Genomic DNA, 20,852 nt, shown 5'->3' with positions numbered 1-20,852 from the left:
GTCGCGGCAAGCGACCCATACAGAGTGCTTGTATCGTTAAGTAATCAGTTCGGGCTGGCAGCGCTGACGCTGCCGGTGCCTGCATTGGCGCTGCTCGGTGCGCCCGGCGCATTCACACCCACGGTGTTGGCCTCAGGGCCCGCCGCGGTGGGCTGGGTTTCAGTGAGCAGAACCGCCAATTGGCCAGACTGCTCAGGTGCTGCTTGAACCGTTGCGGCAAAAATCTGTTCGGATTGGGCGGGCGCGGCAGCCAGGGCTGCACTCATGATCGGCCCGGCCAATTGCGGGTTCAGCGGTACGCTCGCGGCGATGATGGCTGCGGCATGCTCAGGGGTGACCAACACCAACTGACCCAACAGGGTGACCAAGGCGTCACCTTCGGCTGCACTGATGGCCTGAAGCTGTTCGGCGCTGATCTCGATATTGGCTGCTTTCAATGCATCGGCCGTTGCGGGGTCTGCATGAGCCGCATTGCTTGCCAAAATCGCCAAGGCTGCTGCAATGAGTGTGCTGCGCATGTGTAGGTCCTTACTGTAGGCGGCCAGCGCCATTGGGTTGAGCTCCAGCCATACTCGCGTCCAGGGCGTATTGCCGGGCCCTTGAGGTTTGCTTGGCTGAAAAGTTGAGCAGTTCGTAATGATCGTCAGAAATGTCTAGTCAGGCCCGCACGTTCTCTCGACAGGGGCTGCGCTGATGCTCGAGGTCGGCATCGGCGGCGGCCGCCAGGCCATGGCGCAAGGTGCACTGCAACAGAGAGTCGGCGTGAGATGTGCGTGGTGTATGCATGGCTGACCGGGCTCCCTGTGGTAAGTGTCGTTCGGAGAAATTCGCCGCCGCTAACAGTGCGGGGCGTGGTGAATCTCAAGTTGCCATCATATTGCCATGACTCGAGTCAATATTACAACAGTGCACTATTAACTTTTGGATCACTGGCTGACGGCGGTGGAGGGTGTCAGCAAGTGCGTATTTGGTTTAGCAATATCCGACCAGTGGTTTAAAAAACTTTGAACTCTTAAAATCTTGCTCTGTCACCGCCAGCGGTGTTTCACCCGAGTAACAGTTGCGCGCCGCACCGCCTATTTATTGGCGCGGCAAAAACTCCTTTAGCGCCTCATCTTTCTGCCCTATGGGGCAGCGTTCTCGACCGCCAATTGCCGCCTAACTCACCCTTTTGAGCCGAAGCTGTATCGCCAACGCGCAAAGCCTCGCGAACCGGCAGGCCTTGTGAATCGACAGCGGGAATGGGTAAAGCATTTGTGGCGAAGCTTGTTTTAGAAGTGTGCTCTGCGGCACGACTGCACGAGCGGCATGCAGCGCTCGTGGAGAGATATATCTACTATTTCAGAAAGGCTGTCAAATTTTTTCGTCAAAAAAGTGTACAGGTGGCATTTATAAAAACTGAAACTTCGTAAGTGATTGATTTATAAGAAGTTATCAAAGTGTCATCATCTCTTTGAATATTTATTGACACAAACGGGACGGTCAACGCTCAATCGAGTTTTTCACAATCCATAAAAGCCTTGTTTTACAAGGGGTTAAGCCCTATATGTCAGGGTTCATACAGTCTGCGATGTGAATAATGCACAAGTGCAAGCGCAACGCTCTTATTTAGCTGTGACGTTCAAGTGGCGCCGATAAAATGACATTTGCATCATTATTGCAGCAACGGCGGCATCAGGATCGAAATTATTCACTGCGGGAGGTTAAACGTTTCACTCATACGGGTTGAAAAATACCCGCCAAGTCAAACACTTCATCGGACTATTAAGATCGTTTGTCGCGTCGTTGACATGCCCTGGTGTATGCCCATAAAGCATGCAGAATGAACGCAAATGTCACTTCCGTTATATGAAGCTCGGGCTTCGGTGTGTCTGAATCTTCAAATTGAAACGCATTGCCATCATTAGTGTCATTACGCTATATCTCAGGTTAAATTTGAACCTGTCCCCACGTACAGAGCGTTTTAATGTCTTTCCTTTCAGAAAGCCACGGTTGCCAAGGTTGGCACGGCGAAATGTCCGAGCGCATCAGAGCGTTCGACTGGACCCCTACCGACCTGGGGCCGATCGATAGTTGGTCGCAGAGCCTGCGGGCCACCGTGCAATTTATGTTGGGCTCGCCGGTGCCGTTGGTAATGCTCTGGGGCCGCCAGGGCTACATGATTTACAACGATGCTTATTCTTTGTTCGCTGGCGCGCGGCATCCGCAGTTGCTTGGTCGTGCGGTGGAGCTGGGCTGGCCTGAAGTCGCAGAGCTTAACCGCCAAGTACTGGATACCTGCCTGGCCGGCGGCACTTTGTCGTTTCGCGACAAAGAGCTGGTACTACTGCGTAACGGCGAGCCGGAAACCCTTTGGCTGGACCTCAACTACAGCCCGGTAGCGGACGACTCCGGCGCGCCTGCCGGGGTCATGGCGATTGTGGTTGAAACCACCGCCCACGTGGTGTCCGAGCGTGCCCGCCAGCATGCCGAAGCGGGTTTCCGGGCGGCCGACGAGCGTTTGCAGTTGGCGCTCAATACCGGTGCGGTGCTCGGCAGCTTTGTGTGGGACATCCCGAATAACCGAGTCTCCGGCGACGAACGCTTTGCCCGCACCTTTTCCTATCCCCTCGAGCAGTCCACCGAAGGGCTGCCGGGCCAGGTCGCCAGCGAGATTATCCACCCCGACGACCGCGACCGCGTGGATGCCGATATCGAGGCCACCGTTGCCACCGGCTGCCCGTACCACACTGAATATCGCATCAGGCGCCCGGATGGCAGTTACCTCTGGGTGCTCGCCAGTGGCCGCTGTGAGTTTGACGCAAGCGGCCAACCGCAGCGCTTTCCCGGGGTGTTGATCGATATCGATAAACGTAAGCAGGCTGAAGAGGCCCTGATGCAGCTAACCCGCGAACTGGAGCAGCGGGTTAGCGAAGAAGTACTGGCGCGTTCCAACGCCGAGGAGCAATTGCGCCAGTCGCGTAAATTGGAAGCCATTGGCGGGCTAACCGGCGGCGTAGCCCATGACTTCAATAATGTGCTGCAGATAATCTCTGGCAACCTGCACCTGCTGGCTCGCATTGAACCGGATAACGACAAGATTCAGCGGCGGGTGGCATCGGCGGTGACAGCGGTGGAGCGGGGCGCCAAGTTGTCCTCGCAATTGCTCGCCTTCGCTCGGCGTCAGCCATTGAGCCCGGTCTTGTATGACCTGGGCCAGCTCCATGAAGGTTTCGACGAAGTGCTGCAGCGGGCCTTGGGTGAGACCATTCAAATCAGCGTCAAGCTGCCTGCCGAGCCGTGGTCGATCCATGTCGACCGCCACCAGTTGGAAAATGCAGTGCTGAACCTGGCCATCAATGCCCGGGATGCGTTGGGCGGGGAAGGCACCATCGCGTTCGAGGGCGCCAACGTGGTGCTGGATGCGGTTTTCTGTGCTGGCAAAGAGATCACCCCTGGCGAATACGTGCACCTGGCCGTGACCGACCGAGGGCGCGGCATGCCGCCACAGGTCCTTGAGCAGGCATTCGAGCCATTTTTTACCACCAAACCGGTTGGCCAGGGCACTGGCTTGGGTTTGAGTATGGTGTTTGGTTTTGTCAAACAGAGCGGCGGCCATGTGGAGATGGTCAGTGAGGTCGGGCGGGGCACCAGCGTGCACCTGTACTTTCCGCGCAGCATCGACCACCAGGCACTGGCACCGCCGGCAGTGCCTATCGTCCCCAGCAGCCTGGACCAGGCCAGTATCCTGGTGGTGGAAGACGACGAAGAGGTGCGGGCCACGGCGGTCGACCTGTTGCGCAGTTTCGGTTATCGGGTGTCGATTGCGGCGAACGGCGACGAAGCCTTGCGCCTGCTTCAAGACGGGGCGCAGGTGGACCTGGTGTTTACTGATGTGGTCATGCCAGGGCAGGTCAAGAGCACGGCGCTGGCCGCCTGGGCCCGGGCGCGAACACCGCCTATCGCCGTGTTGTTCACCTCAGGGCACACCCGCGACCTGATTTCGGTCAACCACGAACTGACCCCTGATATCCACTTGCTCAGCAAGCCCTACGGGCCGCAAACGCTGCAGGCAATGGTGCGTATGGTATTAAGCGGCCGCCCTGAGATGTAAGGCTTCACCCAGAAAGTTGCCGAATTGGTTGTTTTGCTGACTGTGTTTCAGCGATGAATACAGTATTGTTGGCACTGAAGAAAAGTCGGAAGCCTGGCCCGCCAGGCGCTTGCCACGTGATAGAGGGTGTCATGAGTAACGAAAGCATTAATTGGGACAAGCTTGGGTTCGACTATATCAAGACGGACCAGCGCTACCTCTCGCACTGGCGCGATGGCGCTTGGGATGAAGGTACCCTGACCGAAGACAACCAGTTGCATATCAGCGAAGGCTCGACCGCGCTGCACTATGGCCAACAGTGCTTCGAAGGGCTTAAAGCGTACCGCTGCAAGGATGGCTCGGTTAACCTGTTCCGCCCCGACCAAAACGCTCTGCGCATGGCGCGCAGTTGTGACCGGGTGCTGATGCCTGCGGTGTCCACTGAACAGTTCATTGATGCCTGCCGCCAAGTCGTCAAAGCCAACGACCGCTTTATTCCGCCTTATGGTTCCGGCGGGGCGCTGTATCTGCGCCCATTCGTTATTGGGGTGGGTGACAATATCGGCGTGCGCACGGCGCCCGAGTTTATCTTTTCGGTGTTTGCGATTCCGGTGGGGGCCTATTTCAAAGGCGGTATGAAACCGCACAACTTCCTGATTTCCGGTTATGACCGCGCGGCCCCCAGTGGCACTGGTGCGGCGAAAGTCGGTGGCAACTATGCCGCCAGTTTGATGCCGGGCGCTGAAGCGAAGAAGCAGGGGTTTGCCGACTGCATTTATCTGGACCCCCAGACCCACAGTAAGATCGAGGAAGTGGGTTCCGCCAACTTCTTCGGTATTACCGCGAACAATGAGTTCGTGACGCCTAAGTCGCCATCGGTACTGCCTGGCATCACCCGTCTGTCGCTGCTGGAGTTGGCCCAAAGCCGTCTGGGTTTGACCGTGGTCGAGGGCGAAGTGCATATCGATCAACTAGACCGCTTCGTCGAGGCTGGCGCCTGCGGCACGGCGGCGGTGATCACGCCCATTGGCGGTATTCAATACAAAGGCAAAATGCACGTGTTCCATAGCGAGCAGGAAGTGGGCCCGGTGACCAAGCGCCTGTATGCCGAATTGACCGGCATTCAAACCGGCGACATCGAAGGTCCAGAGGGCTGGGTGGTCAAGGTCGATTAATCGCTTGAGCGACTGAGTTCGATCAGCGTCGCGTGCCCTGCGCTTCGTGAAAGTAGTCACGAAACGCCTGCATGGCTGGGGTGAACGGGTGCCCTCGGTGCCACGCCAGCCCCACGCTCATGGGCGCTACCGGGTCGCTCAGGCCTACGGTCTCGATGCGTTTGCCCTCCAGTGACCACGGCCGATGGACCAGGTCCGAAAGGATCGCCACTCCACTGCCATTGGCAACCATACTGCGCACTGCCTCCACCGAACTGGTGCGTAACCGCACCGTCGGCTCAAGGCCCGCCTGGGCCCAATAGCGGCGCGCACTGTGTTCGGCTTCATCCACGGTCAGCATGATGTAGGGCTCCTGGGCAACATCGGCCAGCCCGACGTTAGCGCGCTGGCTAAGCGGATGCTGGGCTGGCAGCCATAGCCGACGTTCAGAATTGAACAGCGTCTCGGAGACGATATCCGGGTGGATCAGATTGGCCGTCAGCACCACCGCCATGTCGTATTGGCCGCTCAATAGCCCTTCTTCGATAGCGCTGCGTTCCTGTTCGTAAATGTCGATGGTGACGTCTGGGTGCCAATGGCCCAGGCGCTGTAAGTGGTGCGGAAGGAAGTAGCCGATCACCGTATAACTGGCGGCCACGCGCAACCGGCCGCTGGCCCGCAGGCCTGGCAAGGGGCTATTGAGGGCATCGTCGACGCTGCGCTGGACCCCATAAGCGCGGTTGAGAAAGTGCCGCCCGGCTTCGGTCAGGCTCATGCCGTGGGCAGAGCGCACGAACAGCACCGTGCCCAGCAACGCTTCGAGCTCTTTAATCGCGGTCGTAACGGCCGACTGGGAAATATTCAGGTGCAGGGCTGCCTGGGAAATCTGGCCGATTTCGGCGGTCGCGATGAAATAGCGAAGTTGGCGTAGGGTCAGCGACATCGATCATGCCTTCGAAACGTGGGAAACAGGACGGATCATAGCGCCCTGCGGTAATAGCTATATGCCGTATTTTATCCTCGCAAAACCCTCAAGCCCAGGCGGGGCGCGCCGATACATTGCCTAGGACGGGCGTACAACTGGGCGAAGCTGAACGTTTTCGCCGTCTGTCATGCGCATGTCATTACCCGAACTTCCTCCGGACTTGCACCATGACCCAAGATAATTCCACCTTCATTGATCTCAACGATGAGAACACCGACCTTGGGTCGCTGTTGAATGCCATCGATCGCTCCCAGGCCATTATCGAGTTCGACCTGCAGGGCAATGTGCTCAATGCCAACAAGAACTTTCTCAACCGCATGGGCTATGAGCTGGAAGAAATCAGGGGGCGCCACCACCGCTTGTTTTGCCTGCCGGACTACGCCACCAGCAAAGAATACCTGATGTTCTGGGAAAAACTGGGAACTGGCCGTTATGACTCCGGGCAGTACCAGCGGCTGGCCAAAGACGGCAGCCAAGTGTGGTTGCAGGCCAGCTATAACCCGGTGATGGACAAACGTGGCAAGCCGATCAAAATCGTCAAATTCGCCAGCGATGTCACCGAGAGCCGTAACCGTAACGCCGAGTGGGAAGGCAAGATCATCGCCATCGACCGCTCCCAGGCCATGATCGAGTTCACTCCGGATGGCCACATCATGTATGCCAACCGTAACTTCCTGGATGCCGTTGGGTACGAGTTGGAAGAATTGGTGGGCAAACATCACCGTATATTTTGCGAGCCAGGCTACGCCACCAGCCATGCTTATCGGGAATTCTGGGAAAAACTGGCCCGCGGCGAGTACGACTCCAACGAATACAAGCGCGTGCGTAAAGATGGCAGTGACGTGTGGATTCAGGCTTCCTATAACCCGATCCTCGACCCCCAGGGCCATACGTACAAAGTGGTTAAGTTCGCCACGGATGTCACTCAGAGCAAACTGCGTAATATGGAGTTCCAGGGCAAGGTCAACGCCATTGACCGCGCCCAAGGGGTGATCGAATTCGACCTGAGCGGCAATATCCTGAGTGCCAATAGCAACTTTCTCAATTTGTTGGGCTATCGCCTGGACGAATTGAAAGGGCAGCATCACCGTCTGTTCTGCGAACCTGAATATGTGAAGAGCTCTGCCTACCGAGAGTTCTGGAGCTCGTTGGGCAACGGTAAGTTCTTTACCGGGCGCTTTATGCGGGTGAGCAAATACGGCCAGCGTATTTGGATTCAAGCGACCTACAACCCAGTGTTCGATGAATTGAACCAGCCCTATAAGGTGGTCAAGTTCGCCATCGACATCACCGCCCAGGTCGAGCTGGAAGAGGCCATCGAAGCCAAGACCCAGGCCATGGACCAGTCCGTAGAAACCCTGATGGAGGCCATCGGTCAGGTGGCCCAGAATACCGGCCATGCCAATGACTTGGCGCGTATCACCCGCGACGAAGCCGAGCGCGGTGCGCAGACCCTCGACCAGGCCACCGACGCGATGGTCGCTATCGGCAAGTCGGCCGAAGATATTCAGGAGATCATTCAAGTCATCAGCGAGATCGCCGGGCAGACCAACATGCTGGCGTTCAATGCTGCCATCGAAGCGGCGCGGGCTGGCGAGCATGGCCTGGGCTTCTCGGTGGTGGCCGACGAGGTGCGTAAGTTGGCGGAAAAATCCAGCCATGCGACCAAGGAAATCAACAAGCTGATTCAGGAAACGGTAAAGCGTATCGACAGCGGCAATGCGATCTCCCGTAGCGCGGGCGATGCCTTTGCGCGGATCGTCGCCGGAGTGGTCAATACCACCGACGCCATGGACACCATCAACACCGCGACCACTGACCAACTGCGCTCCGCCGAACGGGTCGGCGAGCTGATCAAGGAGCTGAACCAGATCAAAGTGAGCAACGGTATGGGCGGTAAGGACCCGGCGGCATGACCACTGATCGAGCCTTCGGTGTGTTGAAGGTGGCGCAAATCGAGGTGGCCCTGGACGGGCTGGCGCTGGAGCAGGTAGTCAACTGGCCGGCCCAGATCCAGCGCCACCCGCTGACCGGTGGTGCCTTGCTGGGGCTGTTCAGCCTACGGGGCAAGGCTTTGCCGTTGATCGACCTGCCTCACTTGCTCGGCGCCGAGCGTCACGAACCGAGCGCCGCCAAGGTGGCCATCGTTCACCATGAAGGTGGCCGTTTTGGCTTGGTGATCGACGCCGTCAGCGATGTGGTGAAGATCGACGCTCAGCACATCTGCCGCCTGCAGCAACCCCACGCGTCACCGGCTTTGTTGCCGGAACTGGCGTTGCTGGGCGAGGAGCGCATGGTCTATTTGCTCGACCTCGCGGCCCTGGCGGCGCTGCCTGATGTATTGATGGCCCAGGTACCCCGCACGCTAGCGTTGGCGCCCACGCAGCAGGCGAACTACGCGGTGCGTCACCTGTTCGTGTTCGAGTGCGACCGGCAGCGTTTTGCCGTGGACGCCCGAGCGATCACTGAATTGGTGGACCGCCCAGAGTTGCAAGCGAGTAAGTTCGGCCACGAGTACTGCCTGGGTATCGCCAACCGCCGCGGCGTCGATGTGCCTGCCCTGAACCTTAGTCTGACGCTCGGGCTAGAGGTCGAAGTGGACCTGCAGAGCAAGCAGCAACTATTGGTGCTGACCTCCACGGCGGGTTACCGAATCGGCTTTGCCTATGATCACTTGGTGGCCATCGAGCGGGTACGGGCGCAGGATATTTTGCCGATCCCAACCTATGGCTTGCGTGAGCCGAGCCTGTTCGCTGGGGTCATAGGCCGCACCAACGGCAACCAGGCATTGCTGCTCGAGCACGTGGCGCTGCTCGACCGCCCGCAGACGCTGAACTTTGCCAAAATTCATCAGACCTCGCCGCCAGCGGCGGGAATGGCAGTCAGCGACACCCAGCGCTTCAACCAGGCTTGCCTGGTGTTTCACGCACCGGTGCAGTTCGTGGTGGCGTTGGAGCAGATTCTGGAAATTCTCGAGATACCCGATGCATTCATTGGTTTGCCGCAACCGGAAAATCACCTGCTCGGCCAGTTCAACCTGCGCGGCGAGCAGATCCCACTGATTTGCCTAAGCAGCCTGATCGAAGGCGCGCCCCAAGCGCCGGGCATCGAGTCGCGGGTGCTGTTGGTGCGCGGCGAGCAGCGCAGTTTCGGCCTGGCAGTGTGCAGCACCGACTCCATCGAAGCCTTCACCCACTCGTCCGATCGACACCCCGAGGGCTGGCGCGCAGGGGAAAACAAAGCCGCTTCGGCCAACAGCCGGGTACGCAGCCTGGTGAGTATCGGCAATGGCGAGCAGAACCGCTGGGTCACCCTCATCGATTTGAAAAAGGTGGTCGCGGACCTTGAGCAGCGTGCGCTGCATTAAGAAGCTGGGCCTGGCGGCTGATGCTTTTTCAGGCGGTAGGCAAATTGCGCCCGGCTGAGGCCCAGCAGGCGCGCGGCGGCGGCGACATTGCCGGCTGCGGTGTGTAATGCCTCGTTGATCAAGCGCGCTTCGAGCCCGTCGATGGTGAACGCCTGATCCAAGCGGGTCAGGCTGTCGAGCAGAGCAGGGGCCTTGGCTGGCTCGTCCAGGGGCACGGCCAGGCTGCCATGGGCGTCGACGCCGTAGACAGGCTCAGGCAGCGACTCGTTGCTGAACAAGTGTTGTACGTCAATGGCTTCACCCTCTTCGCTGGCGATCAGGCCGCGTTCCATCAGGTTTTGCAGCTCGCGCACGTTGCCGGGGAAATCATGGCGCAGCAATACTTTAAGGGCGCGCATGCTCAACCCAGCGTTGCTGCGTTGGTATTCGTGGCAAAAGCGCCGCAGGAACGCATTGGCCAGTAATGGGATGTCGTCGCGGCGCTCGCGCAGGGGCGGCAGTTGTACCGGGAACACGTTCAGCCGATAGAACAAGTCTTCGCGAAAACGCCCCTGTGCCACGGCTTTGCGCAGGTCCAGGTTGGTGGCGGCGACCACCCGTACATCGACTTTCAGCGGCTGGCTGCCACCCACTCGTTCCACCTCGCGTTCTTGCAAGGCGCGCAGCAGCTTGCTTTGCCCGGGCAGGTCGAGGCAGGCGATTTCATCGAGAAACAGCGTGCCGCCGTTGGCCCGCTCGAAACGCCCGGCACGGGCGTGGGTGGCGCCGGTGAACGCGCCGCGCTCGACGCCAAACAGCTCGGCCTCGATCAGGTTCTCCGGTATGGCCGCGCAATTGAGCGCCACGAAAGGCCCTGCATGGCGCGGGCTGAGCAGGTGCAGTTGGCGGGCGAACAACTCTTTGCCAACGCCCGACTCGCCACTCAACAAGACCGTGGCCGGGGTCGGCGCGACCCGTTGCAGGGCCAGCATCGCCGAGTTGAACGCCGCACTCGCGCCAATCGGGCGTTGCCCAGCGCTGCTATGGGGTTCAGCGGGCGAGGCGGGCGGCGCAGGGGCCGGCGCCTGTTCAGGCTTGAAGGGGGCACTGCCGGCATTCAAGTAGCTAAGGTCGTGCTCGGCATCTCCCCATTGCTCAGCGGTCTTGCCCTGCACCCGGCATTGTTGATGGCCCATGCCACGGCATTCGACCTCGCGGAACACCACCAAATGGCCGAACAGGCCGCTGACAAAACCCATGGCGTAGCCGACTTCTGTCCAGCACACCGAGTCTTGCCCCGTGCCGAACCCGGCGATGTGTTCATCGGCTTCACAGGAGTGATGCCAAACGAACTCGCCTTCGTAGAACCCCGACTCGGCATCGAAGCGAAAGTGCAGCGGCTCGACCCGGGTCATGCCTTCGAGGGTGTGCAGGTACGTGCCTGCGGCGAACACGGCGGCGGCGTCGGCCTGGGGCCAACGTTCGCGGATCAGCCGGGCATCGCGGGCCCCGGACAGATAACCGGCGCGGGTAAACAGACCGCGTGCCTGCTCCAGGCCCTGGCGTTCGATGATCTCCCGGCGCAAGGCGCCAAACGAGGAGCTGTGCATCAACAGCATGCGTTGGTCATTGAGCCAAATGCGCCCGTCCGCCGGGGAGAAAAACAGGCAATCGGTGAGTTCGGCAGCGGTGGGCGAGTGGGCCGCGTTCAACTGGCTGCTGTCACCCCGTGGCGCGAAATGGGTGGTAGGGATACGGGCGTCAGGGATCGGACAGCTGTGTTGGGCCATGGCATGCATCCTCTTTGGGAGGCTAGATGAAAAGATGACTTGCTGGAATAGTTATAAAACATAACTTTACCAAATGAACAAGCCGATTTTCCCCGAGCGGGGCTACTGCAGCGGTCGCCAGACACCTCTGTAATGGGCTCAGGGCCAGGCTAGAGCGCCCCGAGAGGTGCGGGGGGGAGGGTAGAGACAAGTCGGCACAGGGTTTGCTCTGATGAGCTTAGGTATGAGGCGATTACAACCACAAGAGCCGGAGTCAAAGCATGTCAGAGTTGAACAGCGAGCGCTTTCTGCGCGACGAAACATGGGCCGAACGTGTATTCAATGGGCAGTGGGTCGTGCCTGCGGGGGGGCGTTGCCAGGTGGTCGAGCCGGCCACCGGCGAGCCATTGGGCTACGTCGGGTTCGCCGAGGCGCAGGATATTGTCCAGGCCTGCGCGAGCGCGGCCGCTGCGCAAACGCAGTGGGCGGCAAGCGACCCACGCGCGCGCGCCGAGGTGTTTTATCAGGCCGCGAACCTGGCCCAGGCGCATTTTGCCGAGTTGGCCTTGTACGTCGCCCGGGAAACCGGGGCCAGCCTGATGAAGGGCGAACACGAGGTGCGTGAGGCGGTGGTGCTATTGCGCCAAGCGGGTGGGCTGTTGGCCCAAGGCCAGGGCTTGGTCTTGCCCAGCGCTGGCGGCCGTTTGTCGTATGCCAGGCGCCAGCCCCACGGAGTGGTCGGGGTGATCTCACCGTTTAACTTTCCTTTGGTACTGTCCCTGCGTTCGGTCGCTCCGGCGCTGGCCGTGGGCAACGCCGTGGTGCTCAAACCGGACCCGCAAACCCCGGTCAGCGGGGGTTTTATCATCGCGCGGCTATTTGAGGCGGCGGGTTTGCCCCAGGGCGTATTGCAGGTGCTGCCCGGCGGCGTAAACGCGGGCGAGGCACTGTGCCGCGACCCCCATGTGCGCATGATTGCTTTCACCGGCTCAACCGAAGCAGGGCGCAAGGTGGCCCAGGTGGCCGGCAGTCATTTGAAAAAAGTCGCGTTGGAGCTGGGCGGCAAGAACCCGTTGATCGTGCTGCCCGATGCCGATCTGGACTTGGCTGCCAGCAATGCTGCCTGGGGCGCCTGGCTGCACCAGGGGCAGATCTGCATGGCCACCGGGCGGATCCTGGTGCACGAGTCGATTGCGCCAGCGTTCACCGACAAACTGGTCGCAAAAGCCCGTCAGTTGACGCTAGGTAATGCGGCCCGGGGTGAAGCGGCCCTGGGCCCGCTGATCAATGAGCGCCAGGCGCAGCGAGCCCAGTCGATTGTCGCCGACAGCCTGGCGGCAGGGGCCACCTTGCACCTGGGCGGCGCGGCGGATGGGCGTTTCTTTGCGGTCACGGTGCTCAGTGATGTGCGCCCAGGCATGCGCGCATTCGATGAAGAGTTCTTTGCCCCGGTGGCCTCGGTCATTGCGTTCAGCGACGACGAGCAAGCCATCGACCTAGCCAACCGAGGCGATTACGGCCTCAGCGCGGCGGTGATCTCGGCCGACGTGGGCCGGGCCATGGCCCTGGGTGAACGGCTGAACTGCGGGATGTTGCATATCAACGACCAGACCGTGGCCGACGAGTGCGTCAACCCCTTCGGCGGGCGCGGCGCCTCGGGCAACGGTGGCAGCGTCGGCGGGCCGTCCGATTGGGACGAATACAGCCAATGGCAGTGGGTCACGGTTAAACAGGCGCCGCCGGCTTATCCGTTCTGACGTACGTGAGCAAGCACCTAACAAAAACAAGAGGGCTTCGACATGAACTTGAGCAATAAGACCATCGTGATCACCGGCGCCTGCTCCGGCATCGGCGCAGAACTGGCTCGCTTGGCGCGCTTTCAGGGCGCCACGGTGATTGGCATCGACCGTAATCTGCCACAGCTGACCCTGGACGGTTTTTTTCAAGCCGACCTGGGCGACCCCGCCAGTATCCAAGCGCTGGTGGCGCAATTGCCTGCACGCATCGACGCTCTGTGTAACGTGGCGGGGGTGCCGGGCACCTCCCCGACGGACCTGGTCGGGCGGGTCAACTACCTGGGCCTGCGCGCGCTGAGCACGGCCCTGGTGCCGCGTATGCCGCCTGGCAGTAGCCTGGTCAACATCGCCTCGGTATTAGGCGCTGAGTGGCCCCTGCGCCTGGAACAGCACAAGGCACTGGCCGGGGTGCAAGGTTTCGCCGAAGGTCAGCAATGGCTGGCAGCCAACCCGGTGCCCCAGAGCACCTGTTACCAGTACTTCAAGGAAGCGCTGATCGTGTGGAGCCTGCAGCAGGCTGGGGTGTGGTTTCGCGACCACTCGATTCGAGTCAATTGCGTGGCCCCAGGCCCGGTGTTCACGCCCATCCTTGATGATTTTGTCAGCATGCTCGGTGAAGAGCGCCTGGCCCGTGACGCGGCGCGGATCAAACGCCCAGCGCTGGCCGACGAAGTGGCGGCTGTGATCACTTTTTTGTGCAGTGATGCTTCGCGCTGGGTCAATGGCGCGAACATCCCGGTGGACGGTGGACTCGCGGCCAGCTACGTCTAGGCGGCGGTCTAAGTCGGCGCAGGCGTCTGCGTCGGCTCCCATAACAATAACAACAGGACCTACAACATGCTCAAGCCTCTCCTGCGCCAGGCCGTAGCGCTTTCCTGCGCCTCGCTGGCCTTCAATGCACTCGCTTATGACTTGCCGGGAATGAACCTGGGGCTCACCAGTTTTTACGACGGTTCGCCGGCCCCCGACGGCCCTGGCTGGTACGTGGAGGAGTATCTGGCCTACTCCAGAGCGACACGCTTCAACGACGCCAGCGGCAACAAACTGCCGTTGCCCAAGCAAACCCTGGAAATCTTTGCGCCGACTACGCAACTAATCTACCTCGGCCAGCCCTTGGCCAACGGCGCTAACCTGGGCGTTACGGCGATTTTGCCGGCCTTGGCCCATGTGGACGTCGACGATGGCCTGAACAATGCCGCGTTGAGCGCCCGGGAAGGCTTCAGCGACCTGACCCTGGGCGCCTTTGTGCAATTGCCGACGATCATGACCCCGCAGGGCGGGCCTCGGCTGACGCAGCGCGTCGAGCTGGACGTGGTATTGCCAACGGGGGCTTATGACCGTGATAAGTCCATCAGCCCGGGCAGCAATTTCTGGTCGGTGGAGCCGTATTACGCGGCGACCGTGTGGGCTACGCCGCAGTGGAGTTTCAGCGGGCGCTTTATGTACCGCTGGAACGGCAAGAACGACGACCCCTTGACCAGCTTCGGCGACGTCTCCGACACCCAGGCCGGGCAGGCCTTGCACGCCAACCTGACGACCCAATACGCGCTGACCCCGCAATTGAGCCTGGGTATCAACGGGTACTGGCTCAAGCAGATCACCGACACCCGCATCGACGGTAGCGAAGTGAGCGGGCGCAAGGAAAAGGTCTGGGCCATCGGGCCGGGTCTGGTTTACGCGTTTAGCCCGAAAAACGTGCTGACCCTCAATGCCTACTTTGAGCAGGACGCGGAGAACCGCACGGAGGGCGACAAGCTGGTGCTCAACTTCTTGCACAAGTTGTAATGGGCAATGGCGCTGAACTGTGGCGCGCGATTGTGGCCTTAAAAAGACCATCCGCCAGAGGACAGCGCCATGAGCGACGAGCAAAAACCTGAGCCCCAGGACGATACCCCGGCCCATTCCACGCCTGAAGAAAAGGAACGGTTGAAGGACTTCAACAAAAACGGCATCCCGCCAGGGTCGTCCTGAGTTGGACGGCATTGTTTGGTGAAAAGATCGGGGCCGTAGGAGGGGCCTTGGCCCCGATCTTTTAATTGGCCGCTGGCTTCAGGCCTGGACCTGCGGCCAGGGGTCGCTGCGCGGGATAGCCAATTGCGGTGCCATGGCCAACAGCGCCGGCATGGGGTTATCCAGTGCCAGCGCTACTTGGTCGGCAGGCATTGGCTTACCGAACAGATACCCCTGGGCGTAATCACAGCCGTGCTCGGTGAGCCATTGCGCCAGGGCGAATTGTTCCACCCCTTCAGCGGTAATTTTCATCCGCAGGCTCTTGCCCAGCCCCAGAATCGAGTCGACCATCTGCTCTTGATTGTCCAACTGGGAGTTGAGAAACGAGCGGTCAATCTTGATCTTGTCGATGGCCAATTTAGTCAGGTGGTAAAGGCCAGAGTAACCGGTGCCGAAATCATCCAGCGCCACACTGATACCCCGTTGCCGGAGGATCTGCAGATTACGCCGAGCCGCCACCAGGTTGCCCACCAGGGCTTCTTCCGTGACCTCCACCTCTAGGCGTGAATAGGCAAAACCTTCTTCGTCCAGCTGCGCGCACAAGCGGTCAGGAAAGCCGTCGTCTTCGACCATGGCGGCGTTGACGTTGATCGCCAGGGTCAGGTGGCTCGGCCACTGTTGCGCGTCCGTACAGGCTTGATGCAGCAGCGAGCGGGTCATGTCCGGGATCAAGCCCAAGCGGTCGGCGATCGGAATGAACTCCAGCGGCGGCACCAGGCCGCGCTCCGGGTGGTGCCAGCGGGCGAGAATCTCAAAGCCGACCAGTTGGTGCTCGACCAGGCTCACGATAGGTTGATAGTACGGGGCAATTTCATTGCGGCCAATCGCGCCCTCTAGTTCGCGCTCGAAGCGCACCTGGTTCTGATGTTCTTCGTCGAATGCGGCTTCGTAAAAATGGAACACCGCGCGCCCGGCCTTTTTGCCCCGGTACATCGCGCCGTCGGCGCATTGCAGCAAACCTTCGGCGGTGTTCGCGTCGGTGGGCGAAAGGGCAATGCCCACCGTCGCGGCGACGGTGACTTTGCCCGCCATGCAGGTCAGCGGCGCGGCCAGGCGGCTGCACAGTTCCTGGCCAAGCTCAGCCAACTGAGCCCGGCTGTAAGCTTGATCCAGCACCAAGGCGAACTCATCGCCGCCCAAACGGCTGGCGATCCCTCGCCATTGCCCGGCAATCACCCGCAAGCGCTCGGCCATTTCGCAGATCACGGCGTCGCCTGCCGCATGGCCATACAGGTCGTTGATGGGCTTGAACTGGTCCAGGTCGATTAGGCACACCACGGTTTGTTGGCCGCTGCGGGCCAACGAGCTGTCGATGTGTTCAATCAATACGCGGCGGTTGAACAGGCCGGTCAGGCTGTCGTGGCGGGCCAGGGATTCAGACTGCAGCTGGGCTTCGACCAGGGCCACATAGCTGGCGCGCAAGGCCTTGAGCAGGCGGGTCAGCAATAACCACGGAAGCAACAGGGACAGGGCGGAGAACCCGGTCGAGGTCATGATAAAGCGCCAGCGCTCGGCCAATTCGAAGTCGCCGTCGTATTCGATACCCAGCGCGGGCAATACCACACCTTCGAGCTTGAACTCCCATAAAGCGGCCAACAGAAATACCGTCACCAGCGACAGCGACAGCAGCGCGGGGACTTTGAACAGGGGGTGTCTAAGGGATCTTTGCACGAAGGTAGGCTCGCAGAGTGCGGCCATTTGCCGCGTATTCAGTGTTATCGACGGGTCCGCCATAAGCTTGAAGCCAGCGGCCGCCGGGCCCGATCTGCCGCCGGGCAGTTGCAGGGGCAAACGCTTCAAGCTACGGTGAACGGCCCATACGAACGACGCTGGCCGCTATGACCGATTCAACGCAACCCCCCAGCCCGCGCAAACGGCGTGCGCCCAAAGGTGAAAAACGCCGCGAGGAACTGCTTGATGCCGCCCTGCAGTTGTTTTCCCTGGAAGGGTTCGGTGGCACCTCCATCGCCCGTATCGCCGACATCGTCGGTATCTCCGTGGCCGGTGTGCTGCACCATTTTCCCAGCAAAAGTGCGTTATTGATGGCGGTGCTGGAGCGCCGTGACGAAGTCAACCTGAAGATCGCCGAAGAAGTGCGTCGAGAGCTGAGCCTCACCGGCCTGCTCGACAGCCTGCGCGCGATTAATCGCTCTAACGCCACGGCACCGGGGGTGGTGCGCGCGTTCAGTATTCTCAACGCCGAAAGCCTGTTACCCGGCCACCCGGCATGGGCGTGGTTTCAGTCGCGCTATGAGGCTATTCACCAGCGTTCATTGGGGCAGTTCGAGGAGTTGCAGCGTAGGGGGGAAGTGCGCGGGGATGTGAATGTGAGCGGGGTGGTGCAGGAAATTCTAGCGATGATGGACGGGTTGCAACTGCAATGGCTGCGTTTCCCCGAGACGTTCGATTTGGTCGGGCGTTTCGATGACTATATCGCGCATCTGGATGCGTCCATACGCCACCCGGATATGGCTCGTCCTTGAGCCATACGTCGTTTAGCTAAGCCTTAGTAACCGACCGAGCTGCCTTGGCCAGTGCTGGTCGACGACTCAGTGTCGTAGTCGCCGCCTTCGCTGGTGTCTTCGTCCGAGCTTTTCGTGGTGTTGTACAAGCCTTTGGTGTTGATGGCCGGCAAGATCACCTGGGTCGACTTCAACGCCGCCCGTGGCAACGGGTTGCTGGTGGTGGTCGACAGTTCCTGGCGGATGGTGTTGACCAGGGTGGCCTTCAACGGCAAGTTGTCAGACGAGCCGCCCACCGACAGGTTGAAGGTATCGGCGTCGATCACCCACTGCTTGCTGTCGGTGTCGTAGTAGGCCAGCGAACGATCGTTGAGCTCGATGGTGACCCGCTTGCTTTCGCCCGGTGCCAGGTAAACCTTCTTGTAGCCCTTGAGTTCCTTGAGCGCGCGCTCGACTTTCGGGTGCTGCTGGCCAACGTACAGTTCGGCGACCTCGGAGCCACCGCGCTTGCCGGTGTTGGTCAGGTCGAACGACACCTTGATGGTCGCGCCCGGCACGGCGGTGCCTGGGGTGACTTTCACGTTGCCATAGCTGAAGGTGGTGTACGACAGGCCATAGCCGAAGGGGAACAGCGGCTTGGTGCCTTTCTTGTCGTAACCGCGATAACCCAGGAACAGATCATCCTTGTAGCTCATTTCCTTCAACGACAGGTTGTTGTCGAAGTTCGGGAAAGTGGCGTAGATCGGGTTGTCTTCGATGTTGCGTTCGATGCTGATCGGCAGCTTGCCCGACGGGTTGACCTTGCCGAACAAGATCTCGCCCAGCGCTTGGCCGCCGTTCTGGCCAGGGTAGAAGGCGTGCAGGGCGCCGGCAACGCCTTCGATCCAGTCGCTCATCTTCAAGCCCGTGCCACCGTACAGGGTGACCACGGTATTGGGGTTGACCTTGGCGATGTTCTGGATCAGCTGGCCTTGGAATTCCGGCAGGTCGAAGCTATGGTCGAAGCCTTCGCCTTCGTATTCAGCACTGTTACCCGCTGCAACCACGACCGCGTCGTACTTGGACAGGTCTTGTGGCGCTGCCAGGGACGCCCAGCTCAGTTGCACGCCAACCAGGCCGCCCATGGTGGAGATGTAACCGTTGCGGCGCGAGTACTCGAGCTTGATGTCGTAAGCCTTGCCCGCTTCCAGGTTGACCTTGGCGAATTCCGGAATGGTTGGCGGAATGCTGTTGGTCGGCAGGTGTTCGCCGTCACCGTTGTTGATGATTTCCTTACCGTTGACCCACAGGCGTACGGCACCGTCGGCACGGACCTTGAACACTTGCTCGCCACTGACGGTCGGGGTGACCTTACCGGTCCAGCGCACCGACGTGTTACTGGTGTCGCCATTGGTGGGCAGGTCGGAGTCGTTCGCCCAATCCAGGTTGACCTGGCGGTCGGTACGGGTGGCGGCTGCTTGGCCGGACCAGTTAGCGTTGGTGAAGAACTCGGCGCTGAGGCCTTTTTTGCTATCGCCGTTGCTGTCTTCATGGCTCCACACCGAAGCGGCCGGGTCCAGGGACAGGGCATCGATGAAGTCGACTTTGACGTTCTTGGCCGTTTGCGCAATACCGCTCAACTGGCTGATGTACTGGCGGGCTTCAACGTTGGCGCTGCCGAAACCGGTCGGCGGAGCGTACTTGGCGAGGTTACCGACCACTGCGATCGACTTGACCTTGGTTTTATCCAGGGGCAGCAGGTCGCCTTGGTTTTTCAACAGCACGATGCCTTCGCGCGCTACGTTCAGCGCGGTCTTGTTGCTGGTCGAGCTGTTCATGTTGTGGGTGGTCAGCGGGGTCTTGCTGTCGAACTTGTACAGGTAGATCTGCTTGAGCAGGCGGCGTACCTTGTCGTCGATGGTGGCAACATCCAGGTCACCGCTGTCGATGAACGGCTTGAGGATGGTGCTGTTCATCTGGTAGCCCATCATGTCCAGATCGGTGCCACCCTTGGCGCCTTTGAGGCCATTGACCACGGCGTTGTAGTCGCTCTGGACGAAGCCTTTGAACCCCCATTCCTTTTTCAGGATCTGCTGGATCAGGTGCTCGCTTTCGCAAGCGTAGTCGCCGTTCACCAGTTGGAACGAGCACATCATCATGGCCACGTTGCCGTTCTTCGAAGCCGATTCGAAGGTGGGCAGGGTCATCTCACGCAAAACCCGCTCAGGGATTTTTTCGTCGAGGATAAAGCGGTTGGTTTCCTGGTCGTTGGCCGCGTAATGCTTGGCGTTAGCCCAAACACCGCGCTGCTGGATACCGTTGATGAGGGCTGGGCCGAGGCTGGCGCCGAGGAACGGGTCTTCACCGGACAGGTATTCGAACGCACGGCCGCCGTAGGGCATGCGATACAGGTTCATGCCGGGGCCGGTGACGAACTGGTAGCCGCCGGTCGCGGTGTCGTAGCCCAGCGCGCGGCCGAAGTCGATGGCCCGGCGCGGGTTCCAGGTGGCAGCCAGGTTCGGTCCAGACGGATAGACCACGCCTTGGTCGTTGCCTTCGCTGGTATAGCGAACACCGGCGCCGCCGTCGGCACCGTGGATCTGCGGGATACCGTATTGGGTCAGTGGCTTGACGTCCCAGCCGCCGGTACCGCCGATGTAGTAGAGCTTTTCTTCCAGGGTCATCTTCGCCAGGGTCTTGGCGGCGGCCTGGTCGGCGCGTTGTTCGCGCGCCTGCAGGGTGCTGCTGTCAGCGGCGTGAACCTGGGCCACGGCCAAGGCTAACAAGGCCAAGGCGGACTGTGCGCCCAACTGAGTGCGTTTGTTCATTTGTTGCTCCAATGGACTGTAAAAAATGTTCTTTGCTAAGTTCCTGCGACTTATTGTCGCGCTCTTTCGCCGGGCAAAACGTGTCTTAACCCTGGTCGAATAATTCAAACTAGGGTGACTTTAAAAACCACACGTTTTAACGAGTTACTGCAAACTTATCGGTCATTCTGTTTATATGGGAAGTTGCCATTAATGTGCCATCGTTTGTGTCTGCCTGACGTCGATCGGCGGCGGAATTAAGACAATTCTTGTCCGATTTTGTCAATCGAAAGGTTTTTTTTCGTGTTTTTTTGCGTTTTTGTATCTGAGTGTGTGAACCTTCACTAAACCTACTGGTCGATTGGTTTAGTAAAATCGCCTCGCTAGCAGGCCACTTTTAATATCCCTCGATTGTCCTACAGTTCGCCGGTAATTGGCGGCTTAGGGTGGCGCGGGACTTTTTACATCCTGG

Annotated in this window: 14 protein-coding genes and 1 pseudogene; 9 read left to right on the top strand and 6 right to left on the bottom strand. The window is 60.0% G+C overall.

Annotated features, from left to right (window positions below; all coding sequences use genetic code 11):
- Window positions 1-44 precede the first annotated feature (44 nt).
- Window positions 45-518 carry a hypothetical protein gene (locus QCL65_RS14795; RefSeq protein WP_407309860.1) on the bottom strand — a complete coding sequence of 158 codons (474 nt, stop codon included), beginning with the start codon at window positions 516-518 and terminating at the stop codon, window positions 45-47.
- 139 nt (window positions 519-657) lie between these two features.
- Entirely contained in the window at window positions 658-786 is a 129-nt protein-coding gene (locus tag QCL65_RS14790; protein WP_407309858.1) for a hypothetical protein, read from the bottom strand.
- Between the two features lie 1,180 nt (window positions 787-1,966).
- Between QCL65_RS14790 and QCL65_RS14785 the strand changes: the two genes are divergently transcribed.
- Window positions 1,967-4,093 (top strand): PAS domain-containing protein, encoded by a 2,127-nt coding sequence (locus tag QCL65_RS14785; protein WP_407309856.1) that lies wholly within the window; start codon window positions 1,967-1,969, stop codon window positions 4,091-4,093.
- Window positions 4,094-4,224: 131 nt separating this feature from the next.
- Window positions 4,225-5,247, top strand: a complete 1,023-nt coding sequence (locus QCL65_RS14780) for a branched-chain amino acid aminotransferase (protein WP_407309854.1) — start codon at window positions 4,225-4,227, stop codon at window positions 5,245-5,247.
- A 22-nt stretch (window positions 5,248-5,269) separates the two neighbouring features.
- Here QCL65_RS14780 and QCL65_RS14775 read toward each other — a convergent pair whose 3' ends face one another.
- Window positions 5,270-6,169, bottom strand: coding sequence for a LysR family transcriptional regulator (locus QCL65_RS14775; RefSeq protein WP_407309852.1), 900 nt, complete (start codon window positions 6,167-6,169; stop codon window positions 5,270-5,272).
- A gap of 209 nt (window positions 6,170-6,378) precedes the next feature.
- Here QCL65_RS14775 and QCL65_RS14770 point away from each other — a divergent pair.
- The 3 genes and pseudogenes from QCL65_RS14770 to QCL65_RS14760 all read left to right on the top strand — a co-directional run.
- A pseudogene (locus tag QCL65_RS14770) lies at window positions 6,379-7,515 on the top strand (PAS domain-containing protein); the annotation flags it as partial.
- A gap of 33 nt (window positions 7,516-7,548) precedes the next feature.
- Window positions 7,549-8,127, top strand: coding sequence for a methyl-accepting chemotaxis protein (locus QCL65_RS14765; RefSeq protein ID WP_407316864.1), 579 nt, complete (start codon window positions 7,549-7,551; stop codon window positions 8,125-8,127).
- Entirely contained in the window at window positions 8,124-9,578 is a 1,455-nt protein-coding gene (locus tag QCL65_RS14760; protein WP_407309850.1) for a chemotaxis protein CheW, read from the top strand. The genes QCL65_RS14765 and QCL65_RS14760 overlap by 4 nt, the downstream gene beginning before the upstream one ends.
- Here QCL65_RS14760 and QCL65_RS14755 read toward each other — a convergent pair.
- Window positions 9,575-11,347, bottom strand: coding sequence for a sigma 54-interacting transcriptional regulator (locus tag QCL65_RS14755; RefSeq protein WP_407309848.1), 1,773 nt, complete (start codon window positions 11,345-11,347; stop codon window positions 9,575-9,577). The genes QCL65_RS14760 and QCL65_RS14755 overlap by 4 nt on opposite strands.
- Before the next feature lie 260 nt (window positions 11,348-11,607).
- Between QCL65_RS14755 and QCL65_RS14750 the strand changes: the two genes are divergently transcribed.
- The 3 genes from QCL65_RS14750 (at window position 11,608) to QCL65_RS14740 (ending at window position 14,907) form a co-directional block, all read left to right on the top strand.
- Complete coding sequence (locus QCL65_RS14750) at window positions 11,608-13,083, top strand: benzaldehyde dehydrogenase (protein WP_407309846.1); 1,476 nt, start codon at window positions 11,608-11,610, stop codon at window positions 13,081-13,083.
- Between the two features lie 42 nt (window positions 13,084-13,125).
- A complete protein-coding gene (locus QCL65_RS14745) occupies window positions 13,126-13,893 on the top strand; it encodes a coniferyl-alcohol dehydrogenase (RefSeq protein ID WP_407309844.1) in 768 nt (255 codons plus the stop codon).
- A 66-nt stretch (window positions 13,894-13,959) separates the two neighbouring features.
- On the top strand, window positions 13,960-14,907 hold the full coding sequence (locus QCL65_RS14740) for a transporter (protein WP_407309842.1): 948 nt from the start codon (window positions 13,960-13,962) through the stop codon (window positions 14,905-14,907).
- A 264-nt stretch (window positions 14,908-15,171) separates the two neighbouring features.
- Here QCL65_RS14740 and QCL65_RS14735 read toward each other — a convergent pair whose 3' ends face one another.
- Window positions 15,172-16,803: a putative bifunctional diguanylate cyclase/phosphodiesterase gene (locus QCL65_RS14735; RefSeq protein ID WP_407309840.1), complete on the bottom strand. Its 1,632-nt coding sequence runs from the start codon at window positions 16,801-16,803 to the stop codon at window positions 15,172-15,174.
- A 167-nt stretch (window positions 16,804-16,970) separates the two neighbouring features.
- Between QCL65_RS14735 and QCL65_RS14730 the strand changes: the two genes are divergently transcribed.
- Window positions 16,971-17,615, top strand: a complete 645-nt coding sequence (locus QCL65_RS14730; protein WP_407309838.1) for a TetR/AcrR family transcriptional regulator — start codon at window positions 16,971-16,973, stop codon at window positions 17,613-17,615.
- Between the two features lie 23 nt (window positions 17,616-17,638).
- On the opposite strand, the gene QCL65_RS14725 is transcribed toward QCL65_RS14730, so the two are convergent.
- Window positions 17,639-20,401 (bottom strand): glycoside hydrolase family 3 C-terminal domain-containing protein, encoded by a 2,763-nt coding sequence (locus QCL65_RS14725; protein ID WP_407309836.1) that lies wholly within the window; start codon window positions 20,399-20,401, stop codon window positions 17,639-17,641.
- Window positions 20,402-20,852 lie beyond the last annotated feature (451 nt).

The organism is Pseudomonas sp. nanlin1 (genome assembly GCF_045571515.1).
Taxonomy (GTDB): domain Bacteria; phylum Pseudomonadota; class Gammaproteobacteria; order Pseudomonadales; family Pseudomonadaceae; genus Aquipseudomonas.
This window is presented reverse-complemented; position numbering and strand designations above follow the sequence as displayed.